The sequence below is a fragment of the Kribbella sp. NPDC050459 genome (genome assembly GCF_040655315.1).
Classification (GTDB): domain Bacteria; phylum Actinomycetota; class Actinomycetes; order Propionibacteriales; family Kribbellaceae; genus Kribbella.
Window position 1 is genome coordinate 548,323 of sequence record NZ_JBFAJQ010000001.1, and the last position, 17,136, is coordinate 565,458.

Annotated in this window: 16 protein-coding genes; 15 read left to right on the forward strand and 1 reads right to left on the reverse strand. The window is 70.7% G+C overall.

All coding sequences use genetic code 11. The features are described 5' to 3' along the window. Positions 1–41: 41 nt before the first annotated feature. Complete coding sequence (locus AB0I12_RS02590; RefSeq protein ID WP_359923504.1) at positions 42–662, reverse strand: hypothetical protein; 621 nt, start codon at positions 660–662, stop codon at positions 42–44. A 64-nt stretch (positions 663–726) separates the two neighbouring features. Here AB0I12_RS02590 and AB0I12_RS02595 point away from each other — a divergent pair, with 64 nt between their 5' ends. The 15 genes from AB0I12_RS02595 (at position 727) to AB0I12_RS02665 (ending at position 17,119) form a co-directional block, all read left to right on the forward strand. Continuing rightward, a complete protein-coding gene (locus AB0I12_RS02595; RefSeq protein WP_359923507.1) occupies positions 727–1,524 on the forward strand; it encodes a GNAT family N-acetyltransferase in 798 nt (265 codons plus the stop codon). A 54-nt stretch (positions 1,525–1,578) separates the two neighbouring features. After that, a complete protein-coding gene (locus AB0I12_RS02600; protein ID WP_359923509.1) occupies positions 1,579–4,281 on the forward strand; it encodes an accessory Sec system translocase SecA2 in 2,703 nt (900 codons plus the stop codon). Positions 4,282–4,351: 70 nt separating this feature from the next. Continuing rightward, positions 4,352–4,981 (forward strand): VC0807 family protein, encoded by a 630-nt coding sequence (locus AB0I12_RS02605; protein WP_359923512.1) that lies wholly within the window; start codon positions 4,352–4,354, stop codon positions 4,979–4,981. Beyond that, entirely contained in the window at positions 4,982–5,230 is a 249-nt protein-coding gene (locus AB0I12_RS02610) for a hypothetical protein (protein WP_355691629.1), read from the forward strand. Then, positions 5,227–6,162, forward strand: a complete 936-nt coding sequence (locus AB0I12_RS02615; protein WP_359923515.1) for a hypothetical protein — start codon at positions 5,227–5,229, stop codon at positions 6,160–6,162. Before AB0I12_RS02610 ends, AB0I12_RS02615 begins: the two co-directional genes overlap by 4 nt. Positions 6,163–6,213: 51 nt before the next feature. Next, positions 6,214–7,641, forward strand: coding sequence for a replication-associated recombination protein A (locus tag AB0I12_RS02620; RefSeq protein ID WP_359923516.1), 1,428 nt, complete (start codon positions 6,214–6,216; stop codon positions 7,639–7,641). Between the two features lie 84 nt (positions 7,642–7,725). Further along, positions 7,726–8,484, forward strand: a complete 759-nt coding sequence (locus tag AB0I12_RS02625; RefSeq protein ID WP_359923518.1) for an excalibur calcium-binding domain-containing protein — start codon at positions 7,726–7,728, stop codon at positions 8,482–8,484. Positions 8,485–8,671: 187 nt separating this feature from the next. Further along, the gene (locus AB0I12_RS02630; RefSeq protein ID WP_359923521.1) at positions 8,672–9,082 is read left to right on the forward strand and encodes a DUF948 domain-containing protein; all 411 of its coding nucleotides are present in this window, start codon (positions 8,672–8,674) and stop codon (positions 9,080–9,082) included. Then, complete coding sequence (locus tag AB0I12_RS02635; RefSeq protein WP_359923523.1) at positions 9,079–9,315, forward strand: DUF6167 family protein; 237 nt, start codon at positions 9,079–9,081, stop codon at positions 9,313–9,315. Before AB0I12_RS02630 ends, AB0I12_RS02635 begins: the two co-directional genes overlap by 4 nt. A gap of 5 nt (positions 9,316–9,320) precedes the next feature. Continuing rightward, positions 9,321–11,990, forward strand: a complete 2,670-nt coding sequence (alaS, locus tag AB0I12_RS02640; RefSeq protein WP_359923526.1) for an alanine--tRNA ligase — start codon at positions 9,321–9,323, stop codon at positions 11,988–11,990. A gap of 13 nt (positions 11,991–12,003) precedes the next feature. After that, a complete protein-coding gene (gene ruvX, locus AB0I12_RS02645; protein ID WP_359923527.1) occupies positions 12,004–12,462 on the forward strand; it encodes a Holliday junction resolvase RuvX in 459 nt (152 codons plus the stop codon). Further along, positions 12,459–13,652: an endolytic transglycosylase MltG gene (mltG, locus tag AB0I12_RS02650; RefSeq protein ID WP_359923530.1), complete on the forward strand. Its 1,194-nt coding sequence runs from the start codon at positions 12,459–12,461 to the stop codon at positions 13,650–13,652. The genes ruvX and mltG overlap by 4 nt, the downstream gene beginning before the upstream one ends. Then, on the forward strand, positions 13,652–14,476 hold the full coding sequence (locus tag AB0I12_RS02655; RefSeq protein ID WP_359925113.1) for a shikimate dehydrogenase: 825 nt from the start codon (positions 13,652–13,654) through the stop codon (positions 14,474–14,476). Before mltG ends, AB0I12_RS02655 begins: the two co-directional genes overlap by 1 nt. Next, entirely contained in the window at positions 14,463–16,055 is a 1,593-nt protein-coding gene (locus AB0I12_RS02660; RefSeq protein WP_359923533.1) for an FAD-binding oxidoreductase, read from the forward strand. The genes AB0I12_RS02655 and AB0I12_RS02660 overlap by 14 nt, the downstream gene beginning before the upstream one ends. A 14-nt stretch (positions 16,056–16,069) precedes the next feature. Further along, positions 16,070–17,119, forward strand: a complete 1,050-nt coding sequence (locus AB0I12_RS02665; RefSeq protein WP_359923536.1) for a DUF2330 domain-containing protein — start codon at positions 16,070–16,072, stop codon at positions 17,117–17,119. Positions 17,120–17,136 lie beyond the last annotated feature (17 nt).

Consider the following 17,136-nt stretch of genomic DNA (forward strand, 5'->3'; position numbering starts at 1 on the left):
GCGGCCGCCCGGGTGGGATCGGGCGGCCGCTGGGAGGGCGGTCACCAGTGGTGGGCGACGTCCACCACGAGCCGGGAGGCCGAGCCCGGCCCCGCGAGGGTGAAGACCCGGAACGGGAGCCGGGCGCGGACGCCCAGTCCGATCGTCGTCTGTCCCTCGAAACTGCCGGCGAACGCGACCTGCCGGAACGTGCTGTACGCACGCACGTTCGTCAGTTCCTTGGCGTTCTTCGGCGCGTACGTCGTCTTGCCGGTGTCGATGTCGTACGCCGGCGCGCGGACGACGATCTGCAGCTTCGCCCCGCCGCGCAGCGGGACGAGGAACCCCGAGCCGTCCTGGTGGACGCTGCTGACGTAGCGGACGTCGTACCCGGTCGGACCACCGGTCATGTCGACGACGAACCGGTCGAAGCATGCGTGCCGTCCGGTCCGGACGCCGGTCACGGCCGTGGTGGCGGGCGTCGCGGCCCGCACCCTGTTGTTGGCCTCGGGCAACGAGCCCCAGCCCGTCGGGCAGGAGACGGACGCGGAGGTGAGCGGGGCGGCGGTTCGGGGGGCGGCGGACGATCCGGCGACGGACGGGGCCGCGAAGGCCGCGGCCGGGACTGCGAGCACCGCGGCCGCGGTGAGGATCGCCTTGGGGGTGATGTGGTGAATTCTCATGGTGTCCCCCCTTCAAGGACTTACTCGTTGGACGCCCGAAGGTCCTGGTTGGTTGACTGCGCAGATGACTCCTGACGAACTTCTCGACGTGTTCCACCGCCGGATCCGGCTGCCGGACGCGGATGCGATCCCCGGCTGGAAACAGGAGCACGAGGGTCTGGTCCATCGGTCGTACGTCGAGGGGCCGGACGGGGCCGGTTTCGTGGAGGCCCCGCGCGGCCTCGGGGACGACCCGGACGCGGTGATCGCGCGAGAGGTGGCGTTCTTCCGGGAGCGCGGCCTGCCGTTCGAGTGGAAGACGTACGCGTACGACGAGCCGGCCGACGTCGGTGAGCGGCTGGTTCGTGCCGGATTCGTGCCGGGGGATCCGGAGACGCTGATCCTCGGCGAGGTGGACCGGATCCTGGAGCGGCCGTCGGCGTTGCCGTCGAAGGTCCGGCTGCGGGAGGCCGATGGACCGGAGGACTACCAGCGGATCGCCGAACTCACGCACAGCCTGTGGGACAGCGGGCTGGCACGGATCGTGGAGCAGTTGCAGGGCGAGGCGCGGATGTTCCCGGACCGGCTGTCCGTCTTCCTGGTCGAGGACGCGCTCAAAGGTGCGCAAGGCCCGGCCGTCTCCGCCGCGTGGGTGCGGTTCCACCCGGGCACCGGGTTCGCCAGTCTGTGGGGCGGCGGCACGCTGCCGCAGTGGCGGCGTCAGGGCCTCTACAGCGCGCTCCTCGTGCACCGCGCGCAGCTCGCGAAGGACCGCGGCTACGAGTTCCTCCGGGTCGACGCGTCCGAGGACTCCCGCCCGATCCTCCAAAAACTCGGCCTGCACGCGGTCACCAGAACCACGCCGTACCAATGGACGCCGTAACACACCGGACCTGACGCGCGGAACGACCGGCCGAGGCTGTACGTTTCCTGCATCATGGCCCTGAAAATCGCTTCTCGCTTCCGCCGGCTGCTGCAGCGCCCCGGCTCGATCGATCTCGGCCCGTACGAACGGCTCACCCAGCTGGTCGGCGAGGCGGAGGAATCGGTCCTCTCCCTGACCGACGAAGAGCTCACCGAGGCGGTCGCGGAGCTGCGGACCACCGGCGGGCTGCACGAGGACGAGCAGATCGAGTTCCTCGCGCTGGCGCGGGACGCGGGCAAGCGGGCGATCGGCGAGCGCGCGTTCGACGGCCAGGTCGTCGGCGCGCTGGCGATGCTGCAGGGCCGGATCGTCGAGATGGCGACCGGTGAGGGCAAGACGCTGGCCGGCGCGATCGCCGCCGCCGGGTACGCCGTCGGCGGCCGCAAGGTCCATGTGCTGGCGGTCAACGACTACCTGGCCAAGCGCGACGCCGAGTGGATGGGCCCGGTGTACGAGCTGCTCGGCGTCACCGTGTCGCATGTCGGCCAGGCGTCCACCCCGCAGGAGCGCCGCGAGGCGTACCAGGCGGAGGTCTGCTACGTCCCGGTCAGCGAGATCGGCTTCGACGTGCTGCGGGACCGTCTCGTCACCGACGTGGCGGACCGGGTCACCGTCGAGCCGGACGTGGCGCTCGTCGACGAGGCCGACTCGGTGCTGATCGACGAGGCCCGGGTGCCGATGGTGCTGGCCGGCGCGACCCGCAACGAGGCCCTCGACGACGACGTCGTCCAGCTGGTCCGGACGCTGCGCGCGGGCGTCGACTACGAGATCGACGGCGACGGCCGCACCGTCGCGCTGACCGACCGGGGCACCGACAAGGTCGAGGCTGCCCTCGGCGAACGCGCAGCCGTAGCCGTAGCCGAGCCGGCGACCGAGACAGCTGAGGCGGACGAGGCCGACGGGGCGGCTGAGGACGGCGAGGCCTCAGCCGTAGCCGTAGCCGAGCCGGCGACCGAGACAGCTGAGGCGGACGAGGCCGACGGGGCGGCTGAGGACGGCGAGGCCGACGAGGCAGCTGAGGACGTGGACGGCGAGGTTGAGGCTGCGGCCGAGCCCGAGCGTCCGACGTACAACCTGTACGACGACGAGAACCTCGACCGGCTGACCCAGATCAACGTCGCGCTGCACGCCGAGGTGCTGCTGCGCAAGGACGTCGACTACCTGGTCCGCGACGGCAAGGTCAGCCTGATCAACAACAACCGCGGCCGGATCGCGAAGCTGCAGCGCTGGCCCGACGGTTTGCAGGCCGCCGTCGAGGCGAAGGAAGCGGTGCCGGTCAGCGACTCCGGCGAGGTGCTCGACAGCATCACCGTGCAGGCGCTGATCAAGCGCTACAAGTCCCTGTGCGGCATGACCGGTACGGCGGTTGTCGTCGGGGAGTCGCTGCAGGAGTTCTACGACGTCGAGGTCGCCGTCGTCCCGCCGAACAAGCCGAACATCCGCAAGGACGACCCGGACCGGCTGTACCTGACCGTCGACCAGAAGAACGAGGCACTGGTCAAGCACATCGGCGAGGTACACGAGACCGGCCGGCCGATCCTGATCGGGACGCACAGCGTCGAGGAGTCCGAGCAGCTCAGCGACCAGCTCGCGGCGGCCGGCATCGAGCACGTCGTCCTGAACGCGAAGAACGACGCCGAGGAGGCGGCGATCATCGCGGAGGCCGGCGTGCCGGGCACGGTGACCGTGTCGACCCAGATGGCCGGCCGCGGTACCGACATCCGGCTCGGCGGCAAGGACGAGACGCACGACAAGGACAAGGCCATCGAGCTCGGCGGCCTGTACGTGATCGGTACCGGTCTGCACGCGTCGCGACGGCTGGACGACCAGCTGCGCGGTCGCGCCGGGCGGCAGGGCGACCCGGGCGGATCGCTGTTCTTCGCCTCGCTCGCCGACGAGCTGGTGACGCGGTACTCCGTGTCGTCCGGTCTCCGGCCGCACCCGGACGACACCGGGCGACTGACCGACCGCAAGTCGATCGGGATGCTGGAGCACGCGCAGCGGGTCGCGGACGGCGCCAACGCCGAGCTGCACCGGACCACCTGGCAGTACAACCGGCTGACCGGGCAGCAGCGCGCGATCCTGCTCGAGACCCGCGAGCAGGTGCTGACCGAGGACCTGGCCGCGACCGAGCTGGCCGACCGCGCCAAGGAGCGGTACGACGAGCTGGTCGACGAGGTCGGCGAGGACGTGGTGAAGAGCGCGGCGCGGCGGATCGCGCTGCGGCACCTGGACCGACGCTGGACCGACCACCTGGCCTACCTCGCGGACCTGCGCGAGGGCATCCACCTGCGCTCGCTGGCCGGCGGCATCGTGCACCTGAAGCCGATCGACGAGTTCAACAAGTCGGCGATCGCGTCGTTCGACACGCTGATCGAGGACGCCTGGAAGGACGCGGCCGAGACGTTCGCGGACGCCGAGATCGGCGCCGACGGCCTGAACGAGGAGGCCAGCGGGATCCCGCGGCCGACCGCGACCTGGACCTACCTGGTCAACGACAACCCGTTCGGCACCGAGGCCGACCGGATCCTCGGCCGCCTCCGGAACGCGATCAAGCCGGAGTCGGGCGCCGAGCCCGAGGAGATCCTCCCCGAGGAATTCGACGCGGACGAGCTCCCCGAGGAACTCCGCGACCTCGACGACGAGGACCTCCCGGAGGAGCTCCGCGCCGCCGATGACGACGATGACGACGAGGCCGCGAAGAAGAAGGACTGAGACTTTGGTCTAGGGGTGAACAGCCGTCGGCTCGATGCCGGCCGGCGGCTGCCTCGGCGAAGCTCGCCGCATGCCCACGCACAAAGGCCCCTGGCTGCTCGTCGTCGACATCGCCGTCCCGCTCGCGCTGTTCTACGGCCTCAAAGCGCTCGGAGCGAGTGACCTGACCGCACTGGTCGTCGGTGTGGTCCCAGGGCTGATCAGTTCGGCGATCTCGCTGGCGCGCACCCGGCGTACCGACCTGCTCGGGATGGCCGTGGTGATCAGCATGGTGGCGAGCACGGTCGTCGCGGTGATGGGTGGGGACGCACGCCTGCTGCTGGTCCGCAACGCGTGGATCAGCCTGCCGTTCGCGGGCATCACCTTGTGGTCGCTGCGGCACCCGCAACCGATGACGTACGTCGTGACCCGGGCGCTGTTCGCGCGCCGGGCTGCGGTGATGGACCGGCTCTGGGAGACGAACGCGCGGTTCCGCGACGCGTGGAAGTGGATCACGGTGTGGTGGGGGATCGCCACGATCATCGACGGGATCGTGCGCGTCGTGGTGGCCTACACGCTGCCGATCTCCGTGGTCCCGGCGACCGACCCGGTGATCACCGTCGCGACCATCGTCGTCCTGCAGGTCCCGACGCTCGTCCTGCTGCGACGCAGCGGCACCTGGCACCTCGTGTTCGCCCCTCGGCGTCCTACAGTCGGGTAGGTGACCGACTACGTTACGCAAGACCGCATGCGTGAACTGCTCGACTCCGGCGAGGCGACGCCGATGCTCGCGGAGATGGAGGTTGGTCCGACCTGGTACGCCGGGCGCTGGTGGTACATCCCGGTCGAGGCGGCAGAGGACGCCGACTACCAGCCGGCCGATCCGGAGAAGTCCGAGCGGTTCGACCGGCTCAAACGCCGGGCGGAGGCGGTCGAGCGAGTCCAGGCCGAGCTGGACGGCCGGCAGTGATCCCGCGGGCCGAACGGCGGGAACCCACCCGGGACGAGCTGGCCGCCGCCCAGCAGGTGGTGGACCTGTTCGCCGCTGAGGCCCTCCTGGCCCTCGATCGGTACGAGCGGTCGTTCCCGGCGCAGGCGAGCGACCAGGCGCGCAGAACCGCGGACCGCCTCGCGTACTGGTGGCGCAGGCTGGACTTGGACGACGTACGCCTGGATCCGGAGGGGTCCGACGCCGAACAGATCCTGGCCGCGGCGGCCGACCTGTCGCTCGACCCCGACAACCAGTGGGGACTCAGTCTCGAGGAGGCCTCCGCCCAGGCGGTCACCAGGGCCGCGATGGACGGCCGGACGATGCCGACCACCACCGTCGCGGACCTCCGCAAGGAGTTCGAGGACGCGTACGGCGGGCGAGCGGATGTGCCTGCCCGCGACGACGAATGGCTCGGGCAGTCCCTGACCCGGCTGGGCCGCGCCTGCCTGCTGCGGGACGTGATCGCCGAGGGAGCGCAGGTCCGGGTCAGTGAGCCGCTGCGGCGGGCTGCCGACGACCTGGTCCAGCAGGGGCAGCAGTTCATGGACGATCGCCGTCACCTCGCCCGGAAGCAGGAGGCGCCGATCGACCGGCGTCCGACGCTCTTTCGGCAGGCGAGGATCAGCGGGGCGTTCTTTGCCTACAGCGCGGGAGTGGGGCTGACCGGTGCGCCGCTCTGGGCCGAGCTCGCGATGCGGGTGCCGGCGATCGCGCTGTACGTCAAAGGAACCGCCGATGCCTGGCGGGACCACGACCAGGCTGTCGCGACCCGACTCGATCCCGCGCAGGCCCAGCTGCGCTCCGTACGCAAGGGCATCGCCGATTCGCTCGACACCCCGCCGCCCGCGACTCGCCGTGACACCCGCAGCCTGCGCAGCTCGCACAACCGTCCCGGCGGACCCAGCCGGTAGCCGCGTCCGCCGGATGGGCGGCCTGTCGGTGGGCCTGGTTAGGCTTCTGGCGTGAGTGATGGGTTGTTCGATCTTCCTGGTGCGCCGGCGCCTGCCCGTGGTGGCGGCAGTCTGGCGGACATGGACCACACGGCGGCGCCGCTGGCGGTGCGGATGCGGCCGCGGAGCCTCGACGAGTTGGTCGGCCAGCAGCACCTGCTGGCGCCGGGCTCGCCGTTGCGGCGGCTCGTGGAGGGCGACCAGCCGATGTCGCTGCTGCTCTGGGGTCCTCCGGGGACCGGGAAGACCACGATCGCGGCGGTGGTGTCGCATCAGACCAACCGGAAGTTCGTCGAGCTGTCGGCGGTCACTGCGGGGGTGAAGGACGTGCGGCAGGTGATCGACGGCGCCCGCCGGGACCTGTCCCGCGCCACCGGCGCGGTCGAGACCGTGCTGTTCATCGACGAGGTCCATCGCTTCACCAAGGCTCAGCAGGACGCATTGCTTCCCGGCGTGGAGAACCGCTGGGTCACCCTGGTCGCCGCCACGACCGAGAACCCCTTCTTCAGCGTCATCTCACCGCTGCTGTCCCGCAGTCTGCTGCTCACGCTCGAGTCGCTCACGGACGACGACATCTCCACCCTGCTCGACCGCGCGCTCGTCGACGACCGCGGGCTGAACGACGAGTTCGAGCTGGCCGCCGACGCCCGCGACCACCTGCTCCGGATGGCCGGCGGCGACGCCCGCCGCGCCCTCACCTACCTGGAGGCCGCGGCCGGCGGCGCCCGCGCCAAGCACGAGCAAGCGCTGAAGTACGCCTCGGCCGAGCAGGACGGGCCGGCCGAGCAGGACACCGCCGAGCGGGCGTTGATCGATCTCGTCACGTTGGAGACGGCCGTCGACCGGGCCGCCGTGCGGTACGACCGGGCCGGGGACCAGCACTACGACGTGGCGTCGGCGCTGATCAAGTCGATCCGCGGGTCCGACGTGGACGCCGCGATGCACTATCTGGCCCGGATGATCGAGGCGGGGGAGGACCCGCGGTTCATCGCCCGCCGGCTGGTGATCTCGGCCAGCGAGGACATCGGTATGGGCGACCCGACCGCGCTCGGCGTCGCCGTCGCGGCCGCGGAGGCGGTCCAGCTGATCGGGATGCCGGAAGCCCGTATCAACCTCGCGCAGGCGGTCGTCGCGCTCGCGCTCGCGCCCAAGTCCAACGCGGTCATCACGGCCGTCGACGCCGCGATCGCGGACGTGAAGGCCGGCAAGGTCGGCCCGGTGCCGCCGCATCTGCGGGACGCGCACTACGCCGGCGCGAAGAAGCTCGGCCACGGCTCGTCGTACCAGTACTCGCACGACGACCCGCGCGGCATCGTCCCGCAGCAGTACGCGCCGGACGTGATCGACGGCACCGACTACTACAAGCCCACCCGCCGCGGCGGCGAGGCGTCGTACGCCGACCGGGTGGCGGCGATCCGGAAGATCCTGCGGGACCGTTAGCGAGTCACCACACAACGTGAGCTTCGATTGAAGCGTATGAATTGGGTAGGCTGCCTCTCGGCCTGGGGGTGAAGGGTTTTTCTCGTGAGGCAGTTCCGCCTAGGTCGACATGCACGGAAGTTCGGAGCGCGGCACAGCCGTCGGCGCCTACCGCTCCTGAAGCTCGGCGTCGTCGCGGCAGTCGTGGTCACGGCCGCCGGCGCCTGGTTCTTCGTCCCGACCGGATCGCACAACACCGCCGACTCGCAGCCGCCGTCCTCAGTCGGCTCCTCGACCCCGCCGGACGGCCGCTCGGAAGGTACGTCGCGGTCGAGCGCCCGGCCGTCGCTCCCGGTTGGCAAGCCCCTGCAGGCCGGTACGCCGTGGAGCACGGCCTGGACCCCGGCCACCCCGTGGACAGCCGCCGCCCCGGACAGCTCGACCACCGGTACGACGACGTCCGGCACTCCGACCGGGACGCCCGGCACCCCGAGCGACCCGACGACGACAACCCCGACCACCGGTACGACGGGGACCCCGGCAGCGCCGACGACGACCGCCCCCACCACAGGCACCTCGTCCACGGGCACCCCGTCGACAAGCACTCCGTCCACAAGCACCCCGAGCGCCACGCCGAGCACCACCCCGACGACCCCGGCCGCCCCGAGCACGAGCCCGCCGACCTCCGGTACGACGACCGCCACCCCGTCGGCGACCCCGAGCAGCACCCCGTCCGTCGTGTACCGCAACTGCGCCGAGGTCCGCGCCGCCGGCATGGCGCCGCTGTATCGCGGCGACCCCGGCTACACCGCGGCCCTGGACCGCAACGGCGACGGAATCGCCTGCGAGAACGGGAACTCCTAGGAACTCGCACGTCCCCGGTGCTGCGGTTTGGTGGGGGACTGTGATGTGAGGGATGGTGTCCTGGAGCGGAGTGTGACAGGGCCGCGCGATAAGGTCAGGCGGTCCACAGTGACGCGGAGAGTCGCGCAGAGTCGCGGAGAGTTCGCGTCAGGTCGCATGAGGTCGCTACGGAAGGTGGATCGTTTCCATGAGCGTCGGTGAAGTCGCGGGGCTGATAGCCGCCTGCGCGCTGCTCATCCTGGTGGGCCTGCTGGCCTATCCGATCCTGAAGCTCGGCAAGGTGTTCGACGAGACCCGGATCATGGTGAAGGGCGTCTCCGACTCCAGTATCCCGCTGCTCGGCGAGGTGACCACCACGGTGGCGACCACCAACGCCCAGTTGGCGAAGGTGGACACGATCACCGACAACGCGACCACCGTGACCACCAACGCGGCCGCGCTGATGTCGCTGTTCTCGGCCACCGCCGGCGGCCCGCTGGTGAAGGCGGCCGCGTTCTCGTACGGCGTGCGCCGGGCACTTGGCGAGCAACAGCGCAAGGACGTCGCCAAGCGCGTCAAGGACGAGATGAAGGCCGAGCGGAAGGCGCGGAAGCGGTGAAGCGGATCTTCTGGCTGATCGTCGGGATCGCCGTCGGCGTCTACGCCGTCACCCGGCTGAAGAAGCGCGCCCAGATCCTCGCGCCGGACAGCGTCCAGGAATCCGCGGCCAAGCTGGCCGCCGCGGTCCGGCACTTCGGCGACCAGGTCCGCGAGGGCATGGCCGAGCGGGAGACCGAGCTGCGCGACGCGCTGGGCATCGAGAACACCAACGATCGTGAGGACTACCGGTAACACCCATGGAAACCAGTGAGATCAGGCGGCGGTTCCTGCAGTACTTCGAGGACCGCGGCCACACCGTGGTGCCGAGCGCGCCGCTGCCGTCGCCGGACCCGAACCTGCTGTTCAACGTCGCCGGCATGGCCCAGTTCGTGCCGTACTTCGTCGGCCAGCAGACCCCGCCGTACCCGCGGGCGACCAGCGTGCAGAAGTGCGTGCGGACGCTCGACATCGACGAGGTCGGCAAGACCACCCGGCACGGCACGTTCTTCCAGATGAACGGCAACTTCTCCTTCGGCGACTACTTCAAGGACAAGGCCATCGAGTACGCCTGGGAGCTGGTCACCAAGCCCCAGAACGAGGGCGGCTACGGGTTCGACGAGTCGGTCCTGTACGCCTCGGTGTACTACGAGGACGACGAGGCGATCGACATCTGGAAGCGGGTCGCCGGCCTGCCCGACGACCGGATCGTCCGGCTCGGCATGAAGGACAACTTCTGGTCGATGGGCATCCCCGGCCCGTGCGGCCCGTGCTCGGAGATCCTGATCGACCGCGGCCCGGAGTTCGGCGCCGACCGGGACTGGGAGGCGGGCGACCGCTACCTGGAGTTCTGGAACCTGGTCTTCATGCAGAACATCCGCGGTGAGGGCGGCGGCAAGGAGGGCTACCCGATCCTCGGCGAGCTGCCGAAGAAGAACATCGACACCGGTCTCGGCCTGGAGCGGGTCGCGTACCTGCTGCAGGGCGTCGACAACATGTACGAGATCGACGAGATCTACCCGGTGATCGAGAAGGCGACCGAGCTGACCGGCCGCAAGTACGGCGCCGGGCACGAGGACGACGTCCGGTTCCGGGTCGTCGCGGACCACGTACGCAGCGCGCTGATGCTGATCGGCGACGGCGTCACGCCGGGCAACGAGCAGGGCGGGTACGTGCTGCGCCGCCTGCTGCGCCGGGCGATCCGCTCGATGCGCCTGCTCGGCTACGAGGACCCGAGCCTGGTCGAGTTGCTCCCGGTGAGCCTGGAGCAGATGAAGAAGTCGTACCCGGAGCTGGTCACCGACTTCGGCCGGATCAGCCAGGTCGCGTACGCCGAGGAGGAGGCGTTCCGCCGGACCCTCACGGCCGGTACGACGATCTTCGACGTCGCCGTCAAGGCGACCAAGGAGAGCGGCGCGCACCAGCTGGAGGGCGCGAAGGCGTTCCAGCTGCACGACACGTACGGCTTCCCGATCGACCTGACGATCGAGATGGCCGCCGAGCAGGGCCTGAACGTCGACACCGAGGGCTTCCGCTCGCTGATGAAGGAACAGCGCGAGCGGGCCAAGGCCGACGCGCGCGCGAAGAAGGCCGGCCACGCGGACACCTCGGGCTACCGGGAGCTGCGGGAGAAGGGCGTCACCGAGTTCACCGGGTACCAGGAGCTCTCGTCGGACTCGCAGGTCCGCGGCCTGCTCCGGGACGGCGCGGTCGCGCAGTTCGCCGAGCAGGGCGAGACCGTCGAGGTCGTGCTCGAGAAGACCCCGTTCTACGCCGAGTCCGGCGGCCAGATCGCCGACGAGGGCCTGATCACCGGTGACGGCCTGAAGCTGAAGGTGCTCGACGTGCAGCGGCCGGTCAAGGGCCTGATCGTGCACAAGGTCGAGATCCTCGAGGGCGTCCTGCGTCCGGGCGAGGACGTGCACGCGGCCGTCGACCACGAGTGGCGGGTCTCGGCCTGCCAGGCGCACTCCGGCACGCACGTCGTGCACGCCGCGCTGCGCCAGGTGCTCGGCCCGAACGCGCTGCAGAGCGGTTCGTACAACAAGCCCGGCTACCTGCGGCTCGACTTCGCGTGGTCGTCGGCGCTGGACGCGGCGACCCGGTCGGAGATCGAGGAAGTCGCGAATCTCGCGGTCCGGCAGGACCTGCCGGTGTCGGCGCAGTACATGTCGCTGCCGGAGGCCCGGGACTGGGGTGCGCTGGCGCTGTTCGGCGAGACCTACGACGAGCAGGTCCGTGTGGTCGAGATCGGCGGGCCGTGGTCGCGTGAGCTCTGCGGTGGCACGCACGTGAAGCACTCGTCGCAGGTCGGCGCGCTGACCGTCACCGGCGAGTCCTCGGTCGGCGCCGGGGTCCGGCGGATCGAGGCGTTCGTCGGCATGGAGGCGCTGCACTACCTCGGCCGCGAGCGGGCGCTGGTCCGGCTGCTGAGCGAGAACCTGAAGGCCCGCCCGGAGGAGCTGCCCGCCAAGGTCGCCGACCTGGCCGAGCGGCTGCGGGTGGCCGAGAAGGAGCTCGAGCGGGTCCGCGCCGCGCGGGTGCTGGAGGCCGCGGCCGAGCTCGCGAAGGAGCCGAAGGACGTCTTCGGCGTCCAGTACGTCGGCCATCGCGCACCCGACGGCGTCAACGGCGGCGACCTGCGCAAGCTGGCGCTGGACGTCCGCGGCCGGATGGGCAACGACAAGCCGGCCGTTGTCGCCGTGCTGAGCGTGAACGACGGCAAGCCCGGCGTGGTGATCGCGCTCAACGACACCGCTCGCGAGTGGCGGCTGAAGGCCGGCGACCTGGTTCGGGTCGCGGCCGAGAAGCTCGGCGGCCGGGGCGGCGGCAAGGACGATGTCGCGCAGGGTGGCGGCACGGACGCGGCCGGTGCCGGTGACGCGCTGAGCGCCGTCGAGCACGCCATCGGTCACCAGGTGACCGGCTGAGGGACGTGGTCAGATGAGACGTGGCGTGCGGATCGCGCTGGACATCGGGGACGCCCGGATCGGCGTCGCCAGCAGCGATCCGCAGGGGATCCTGGCCACGCCTGTGGAGACCGTCCGGCGTGGCCCCGGCGATCTGGATAGGATCGCGGCACTCGCCGCCGAACTGGAGGCGTTCGAGATCGTGGTCGGGCTGCCGCGTTCCCTGTCCGGGGGCGAGGGGCCGGCCGCGGTGAAGATCCGGGAGACGGCGGAGCAGGTGCGGGACAAGGTGCACGAGAAGGACACCGGAACGACGGTGCGGCTGGTGGACGAGCGGTTCACCACCGTCACCGCCGAGCGGATGTTGCGGGAACGGGGAAAGAAGGGCTCGAAGCGACGGGCCGTGGTCGACCAGGCCGCGGCGGTCGTGATTCTCCAGCACGCGCTCGACCTCGAGCGCGAGACCGGCAACCCACCCGGGAGGCCCCTGTGAACGGACCGTCGGTAGACGAACAGACCAGCGAGGGCGAGGACCTCGGCAGCGGGCTCGGGCTGCGCGCCGAGTCCCGCGTGGAGCGGCGCGCCAACCGGCGCCGCGCCCGCGGCCGGCGCGCGTTCGGCTGCTTCGCCGGCCTGGTCTCGCTGCTCGTCGTCGGTGCCCTGGTGGCCGGCGCGGTGGTCGGCTTCGGCAAGGGCAAGGACGCGCTCGAGGGCCTGTTCTCCGCGCCCGACTACGAGGGCGCCGGCACCGGCACGGTGGTCGTCGAGATCACCAAGGGCCAGGCGACCGCGTCGATCGCGGACACCTTGGAGAAGAAGGAGGTCGTGAAGAGCGCCCGCGCCTTCGAGCGGGTGGCCCGCGACGACCCGCGCTCACTGCAGATCCAGGCGGCGACGTACACGCTGCGCAAGCACATGTCGGCCAAGGCGGCCCTCGCGCTGATGCTGAACACCGCCGAGTCGGTCAGGGTGGCCCGGATCAGCGTCCCGGCCGGTAAGACCAAGGCCGAGGTCGCGCTGATCCTGCAGGGCTCGAAGCTGAAGCTGCCGGCCGGCGCCGCCGCGACCGCGCTCGGCAAGCCCGCTCTGCTCGGCCTCCCGCCGTATGCGCACAACAACGCCGAGGGCTTCCTGTCCCCGGGGACGTACGACGTGCCGAAGAACGCGAACGCCTACACGATGCTCAAGCTGATGACCGCCGAGTACAACAAGAACGCGGCCTCGCTGAATCTGGTGAACACGGCGGGCCGGAAGAAGCTCGACCCGTACCAGGCAGTCATCGTGGCCAGCATCATCGGCGCGGAGACCAACAGGTCGCAGGACTACGCGAAGGTCGCGCGGGTGATCTACAACCGGCTCGCGGCCGGGATGCGGCTGCAGATGGACTCGACGATCCACTACGTGGTCGGCCGGGACGGCGGTGTCTTCACCACGCCCGAGCAGCGGAAGGACCCGTCGCCGTACAACACCTACCTGCACAAGGGCCTGCCGCCGACGCCGATCAACTCGCCGACCCGTGACGAGCTGCGGGCCGCGATCAACCCGGCGCAGGGTTCCTGGCTGTACTTCACGCTGGTCAACCTGGACACCGGCGAGACCGCGTTCGCCAGCACCAACCAGGAGCACGAGGCGAACGTGGCGAAGCTCCAGGCCTGGTGCCAGGCGCACAAGGGCCGGTGCTGATGACGCGGTGCGCGGTGCTCGGTTCGCCGATCGCGCACTCGCTGTCCCCGGCGATGCACCGGGCCGCGTACGCCGCCCTCGGCCTGGACTGGCAGTACGACGCGTACGAGGTGGAGGAAGCCGAGCTCGCCGGGTTCGTGGCGGGCCTCGGTCAGGACGTCCGCGGGCTGTCGCTGACGATGCCTTTGAAACGCGTCGCGCTCGACCTCGTGGACACGGTGGACCCGGTCGCGGAGCTGATCGGCGCGGCGAACACGATGCTGCTCGAGCCGGACGGATCTCGATCCGCGCACAACACCGACGTACCGGGGCTGGTGAACGCGTTCGCCGAGCGCGGCATCACCGCCGCCGAGTCCGCGGTCGTGCTGGGCGGTGGAGCGACGGCAGCCTCGACCCTCGCCGCGCTGCGCGGTCTGCAGGTGAGCGAGGTGACCCTCGTCGTCCGTGAGATCGCCAAGGCCGAGCGCCTGCGCGATCTGGCCGCGGAGCTCGGGCTCCGGACGGCGGTCGCGGACTTCTCGCAGGTCGAGCAGATCGGCGGCTTCGACCTGTGCGTGTCGACACTGCCCGGCGGCGCGGCCGACCCGTGGGCCGAGCACTTCGCCGGCGTCGCGCCGGTGGTGTTCGACGTGGCGTACCACCCGTGGCCGACACGGCTCGCGATCGCGGCGCACCGGGTCGGTACGGAGTTGTTGAACGGACTTGATCTGCTCGTGCATCAGGCGACCCTCCAGGTGGAGATGATGACGGGTAGGTCGCCGGCTCCTCTGGCGGCCATGAGGGCTGCCGCGCGTGAGGAGCTCGGGGATCGTGAGCCTGCTTGACCGTCGTACCGTTCTGAAAGCCGGCGGCGCCGTTTGGGTTGGCGGAGCCGTGGTCACCGTGGCCGGCTGCGGCGACTCGACGAACGACACCGGCGGTACGGCGAGCCCGTCGCAGACCCCGAGCGCCACCAGCTCGACGACAGCTCCGCCGAGCACCACCTCTTCCGCGACACCGAGCACAGCACCGAGCACAACCCAGAGCACGACACCGGGCGGCAGCCCCGGCACGTCGGCGACGACGCAGACGGGGGCCGGGCCGAACTGGAACACCTTCGCCAGGTCACTGAAGGGCCGCCTCTACCTGCCGTCCACCTCGGGGTACGCCGCCGCGCACCAGCTCTTCAACCCGCGCTGGGACAGCGTCCGCCCGACCGCCGTGGTGAAGGCGGCGAGCCCCGCTGACGTGCAGAAGGCGATCGACTTCGCCCGCACCAACAAGCTCGTCCTCGTCGCGAAGAGCGGCGGTCACTCGTACGTCGGCGCGTCGACGATCGCCAACGGCTTGCAGCTCGACGTCGGCGGCCTGAAGACCATGAGCTACGCGAACGGCGTCCTCACGGTCGGCGCCGGAGCCCGCCTGTACGACGTCCACGCGTTCCTCGACCGCTACGGCCGGTCGCTGCCGACCGGCACCTGCCCGACCGTCGGCGTGGCCGGCCTGACCCTCGGCGGCGGGATGGGGATCCACACGAGGACGTACGGCCTGACCTGTGACCGGGTCGTGTCGATGGGCGTGGTCACCGCGGACGGCAAGGCGCACACCGTCAACGCCTCCTCCGAGCCCGAGCTGTTCACCGCGCTGCGCGGCAGCGGCGGCGGCAATCTGGGGGTGGTGACGTCGTTCCAGTTCGCCACGATCCCGGCGACGAAGCTCGGGTTCTTCCGGCTGACCTGGCCGGAGTCGCAGGCCGCGGCCGTCGTCCGTGGCTGGCAGAAGTTCGCCCAGAGCGCACCCACCACGGTCTGGGGCAACCTGCATATCGATGCCAAGAGCAACGGAACGCTGTCGGTCCGGGTGCTCGGCGTGTCCACGACCGGAGACGCGACCGCGGCGGCCGCCCAGTTGGAGTCGTTCGTCGGCGCGAAGGCGTCCGCGCGGACACTGTCGGTCAAGTCGCACCTGGAAGCGGTCAAGTACCTCGGCGGCGGTACGACGAGTCCGCGCCAGGGATTCCTCGCCGGCTCCGACGTGCTCAAGGGCCCGATGGACGCCGCGACGATCACCGCGCTCCTCGGAGCGGTGAAGGCCGCCGCGCGGGCCGCGACACCGGCGTCGGCGATCCTCGACCCGCTCGGCGGACAGGCCGCGAAGACGCCGGCCGGCGGATCGTCGTGGCCGTGGCGGAGCGCCCTGGCCGTCATCCAGTGGTACTCCTCGGCGCAGAACAGGGGCGCGCAGACCTTCATCGCGAACGGTCACCGAGCTGTGCGCGCGTTCTCCGCCGGCGCCTACGTGAACTACGTCGAGACCGGCCGGGCGGTCAGTTCGTACTACGGCGCGAGCGCGGCGAAGCTGGACGCCGCGAAGAAGAAGTACGACTCGTCGAACTTCTTCCACACGGCGTACACCTTCGGCTAGCTAGTGTTCGGCCCGTGAAGCTTTGGCGGGTGGTCGCGGGTGTGCTGGCTGTCGGGTTCGTCGCGGCCGGGGTGACTCCGGCGTGGGCGTGCGCCTGCGGCGGGTACCTGCCGGACGCGCAGTCGGCGGCCCGGGCGTACGGCGAGAACGCGCTCGTGCAGCACTCGGGCGGCACCGAGCAGATCACGCTCTCGATGGCGGTGCGCGGCGCGTCGAAGAAGGCGGCCTGGATCATGCCGGTCCCGGCGGCCGCGAAGGTCGACCTCGGCGACGACGACAGCCTGTTCTACCGGCTCGGCCAGCTGACGAAGCCGAAGCGCGTGGTGAAGAAGACCTATTGGCCGTTCCGCGACCTCGGGCTCGGCCGCGGCAAGGGTGACACGGCCGGTGCCCCGGCTCCCGGGGCAGGCGTGACGGTCAAGGAGCAGATGACGCTCGGCCCGTTCGCGATCACCCGGCTCGGCGGGTCCAGCGGTACGGCGGTCACGGACTGGCTGCGCACGAACGGGTACGCCGTACCGTCGACGCTGGCCGCGAACCTCACGCCGTACCTGACCGAGAAGTGGGAGATCGTCGCGGTCAAGCTCGCCCCGAAGCGGGCCGGGGAGAGCCTCGGCGGCGCGACGCCTCCGTTGCGGCTGACGTTCGCGTCGGACCGGATCGTGTACCCGATGCGGCTCAGCAAGGGCGCGACCACGACCCAGTTCGTCACGGTGTACGTCGCCTCGGAGCACCGGGTCGACGCGACGAAGACGCCGGACGCCGACGTCACACCGGAGCTGCTGTTCGCCGGCCGGGTGGACACCGACATCCTGCCGAAGCCGACCGACTTCCTCACCGCGTACACCGCGACGTACCGCGAGCCGGGCAAGATCACCGACGACTTCACGTTCGCGCAGGCGGCGAACGACGACGAGTACCAGCGGATCACGTACGTCACCGAGAACGAAGGCTTCTGGAGCACGGTCGCGGTCCTCGTCGGACTCCTCCTGCTGTTCGTTGCTGCTGCTCTGGTGCTCGCGCGGGTGCTGGCCCGGCGGGCGGCCGCGCGCGCCGGCCGGTAGATCGTCTAGGGTCGTCG

Bases quoted from the DNA above. Each gene is read 5' to 3' on its own strand.
- AB0I12_RS02590 (WP_359923504.1), bottom strand. From the start codon at position 662: ATGAGAATTCACCACATCACCCCCAAGGCGATCCTCACCGCGGCCGCG.
- AB0I12_RS02595 (WP_359923507.1), top strand. From the start codon at position 727: ATGACTCCTGACGAACTTCTCGACGTGTTCCACCGCCGGATCCGGCTG.
- AB0I12_RS02600 (WP_359923509.1), top strand. From the start codon at position 1,579: ATGGCCCTGAAAATCGCTTCTCGCTTCCGCCGGCTGCTGCAGCGCCCC.
- AB0I12_RS02605 (WP_359923512.1), top strand. From the start codon at position 4,352: ATGCCCACGCACAAAGGCCCCTGGCTGCTCGTCGTCGACATCGCCGTC.
- AB0I12_RS02630 (WP_359923521.1), top strand. From the start codon at position 8,672: ATGAGCGTCGGTGAAGTCGCGGGGCTGATAGCCGCCTGCGCGCTGCTC.
- alaS (WP_359923526.1), top strand. From the start codon at position 9,321: ATGGAAACCAGTGAGATCAGGCGGCGGTTCCTGCAGTACTTCGAGGAC.
- ruvX (WP_359923527.1), top strand. From the start codon at position 12,004: ATGAGACGTGGCGTGCGGATCGCGCTGGACATCGGGGACGCCCGGATC.
- AB0I12_RS02655 (WP_359925113.1), top strand. From the start codon at position 13,652: ATGACGCGGTGCGCGGTGCTCGGTTCGCCGATCGCGCACTCGCTGTCC.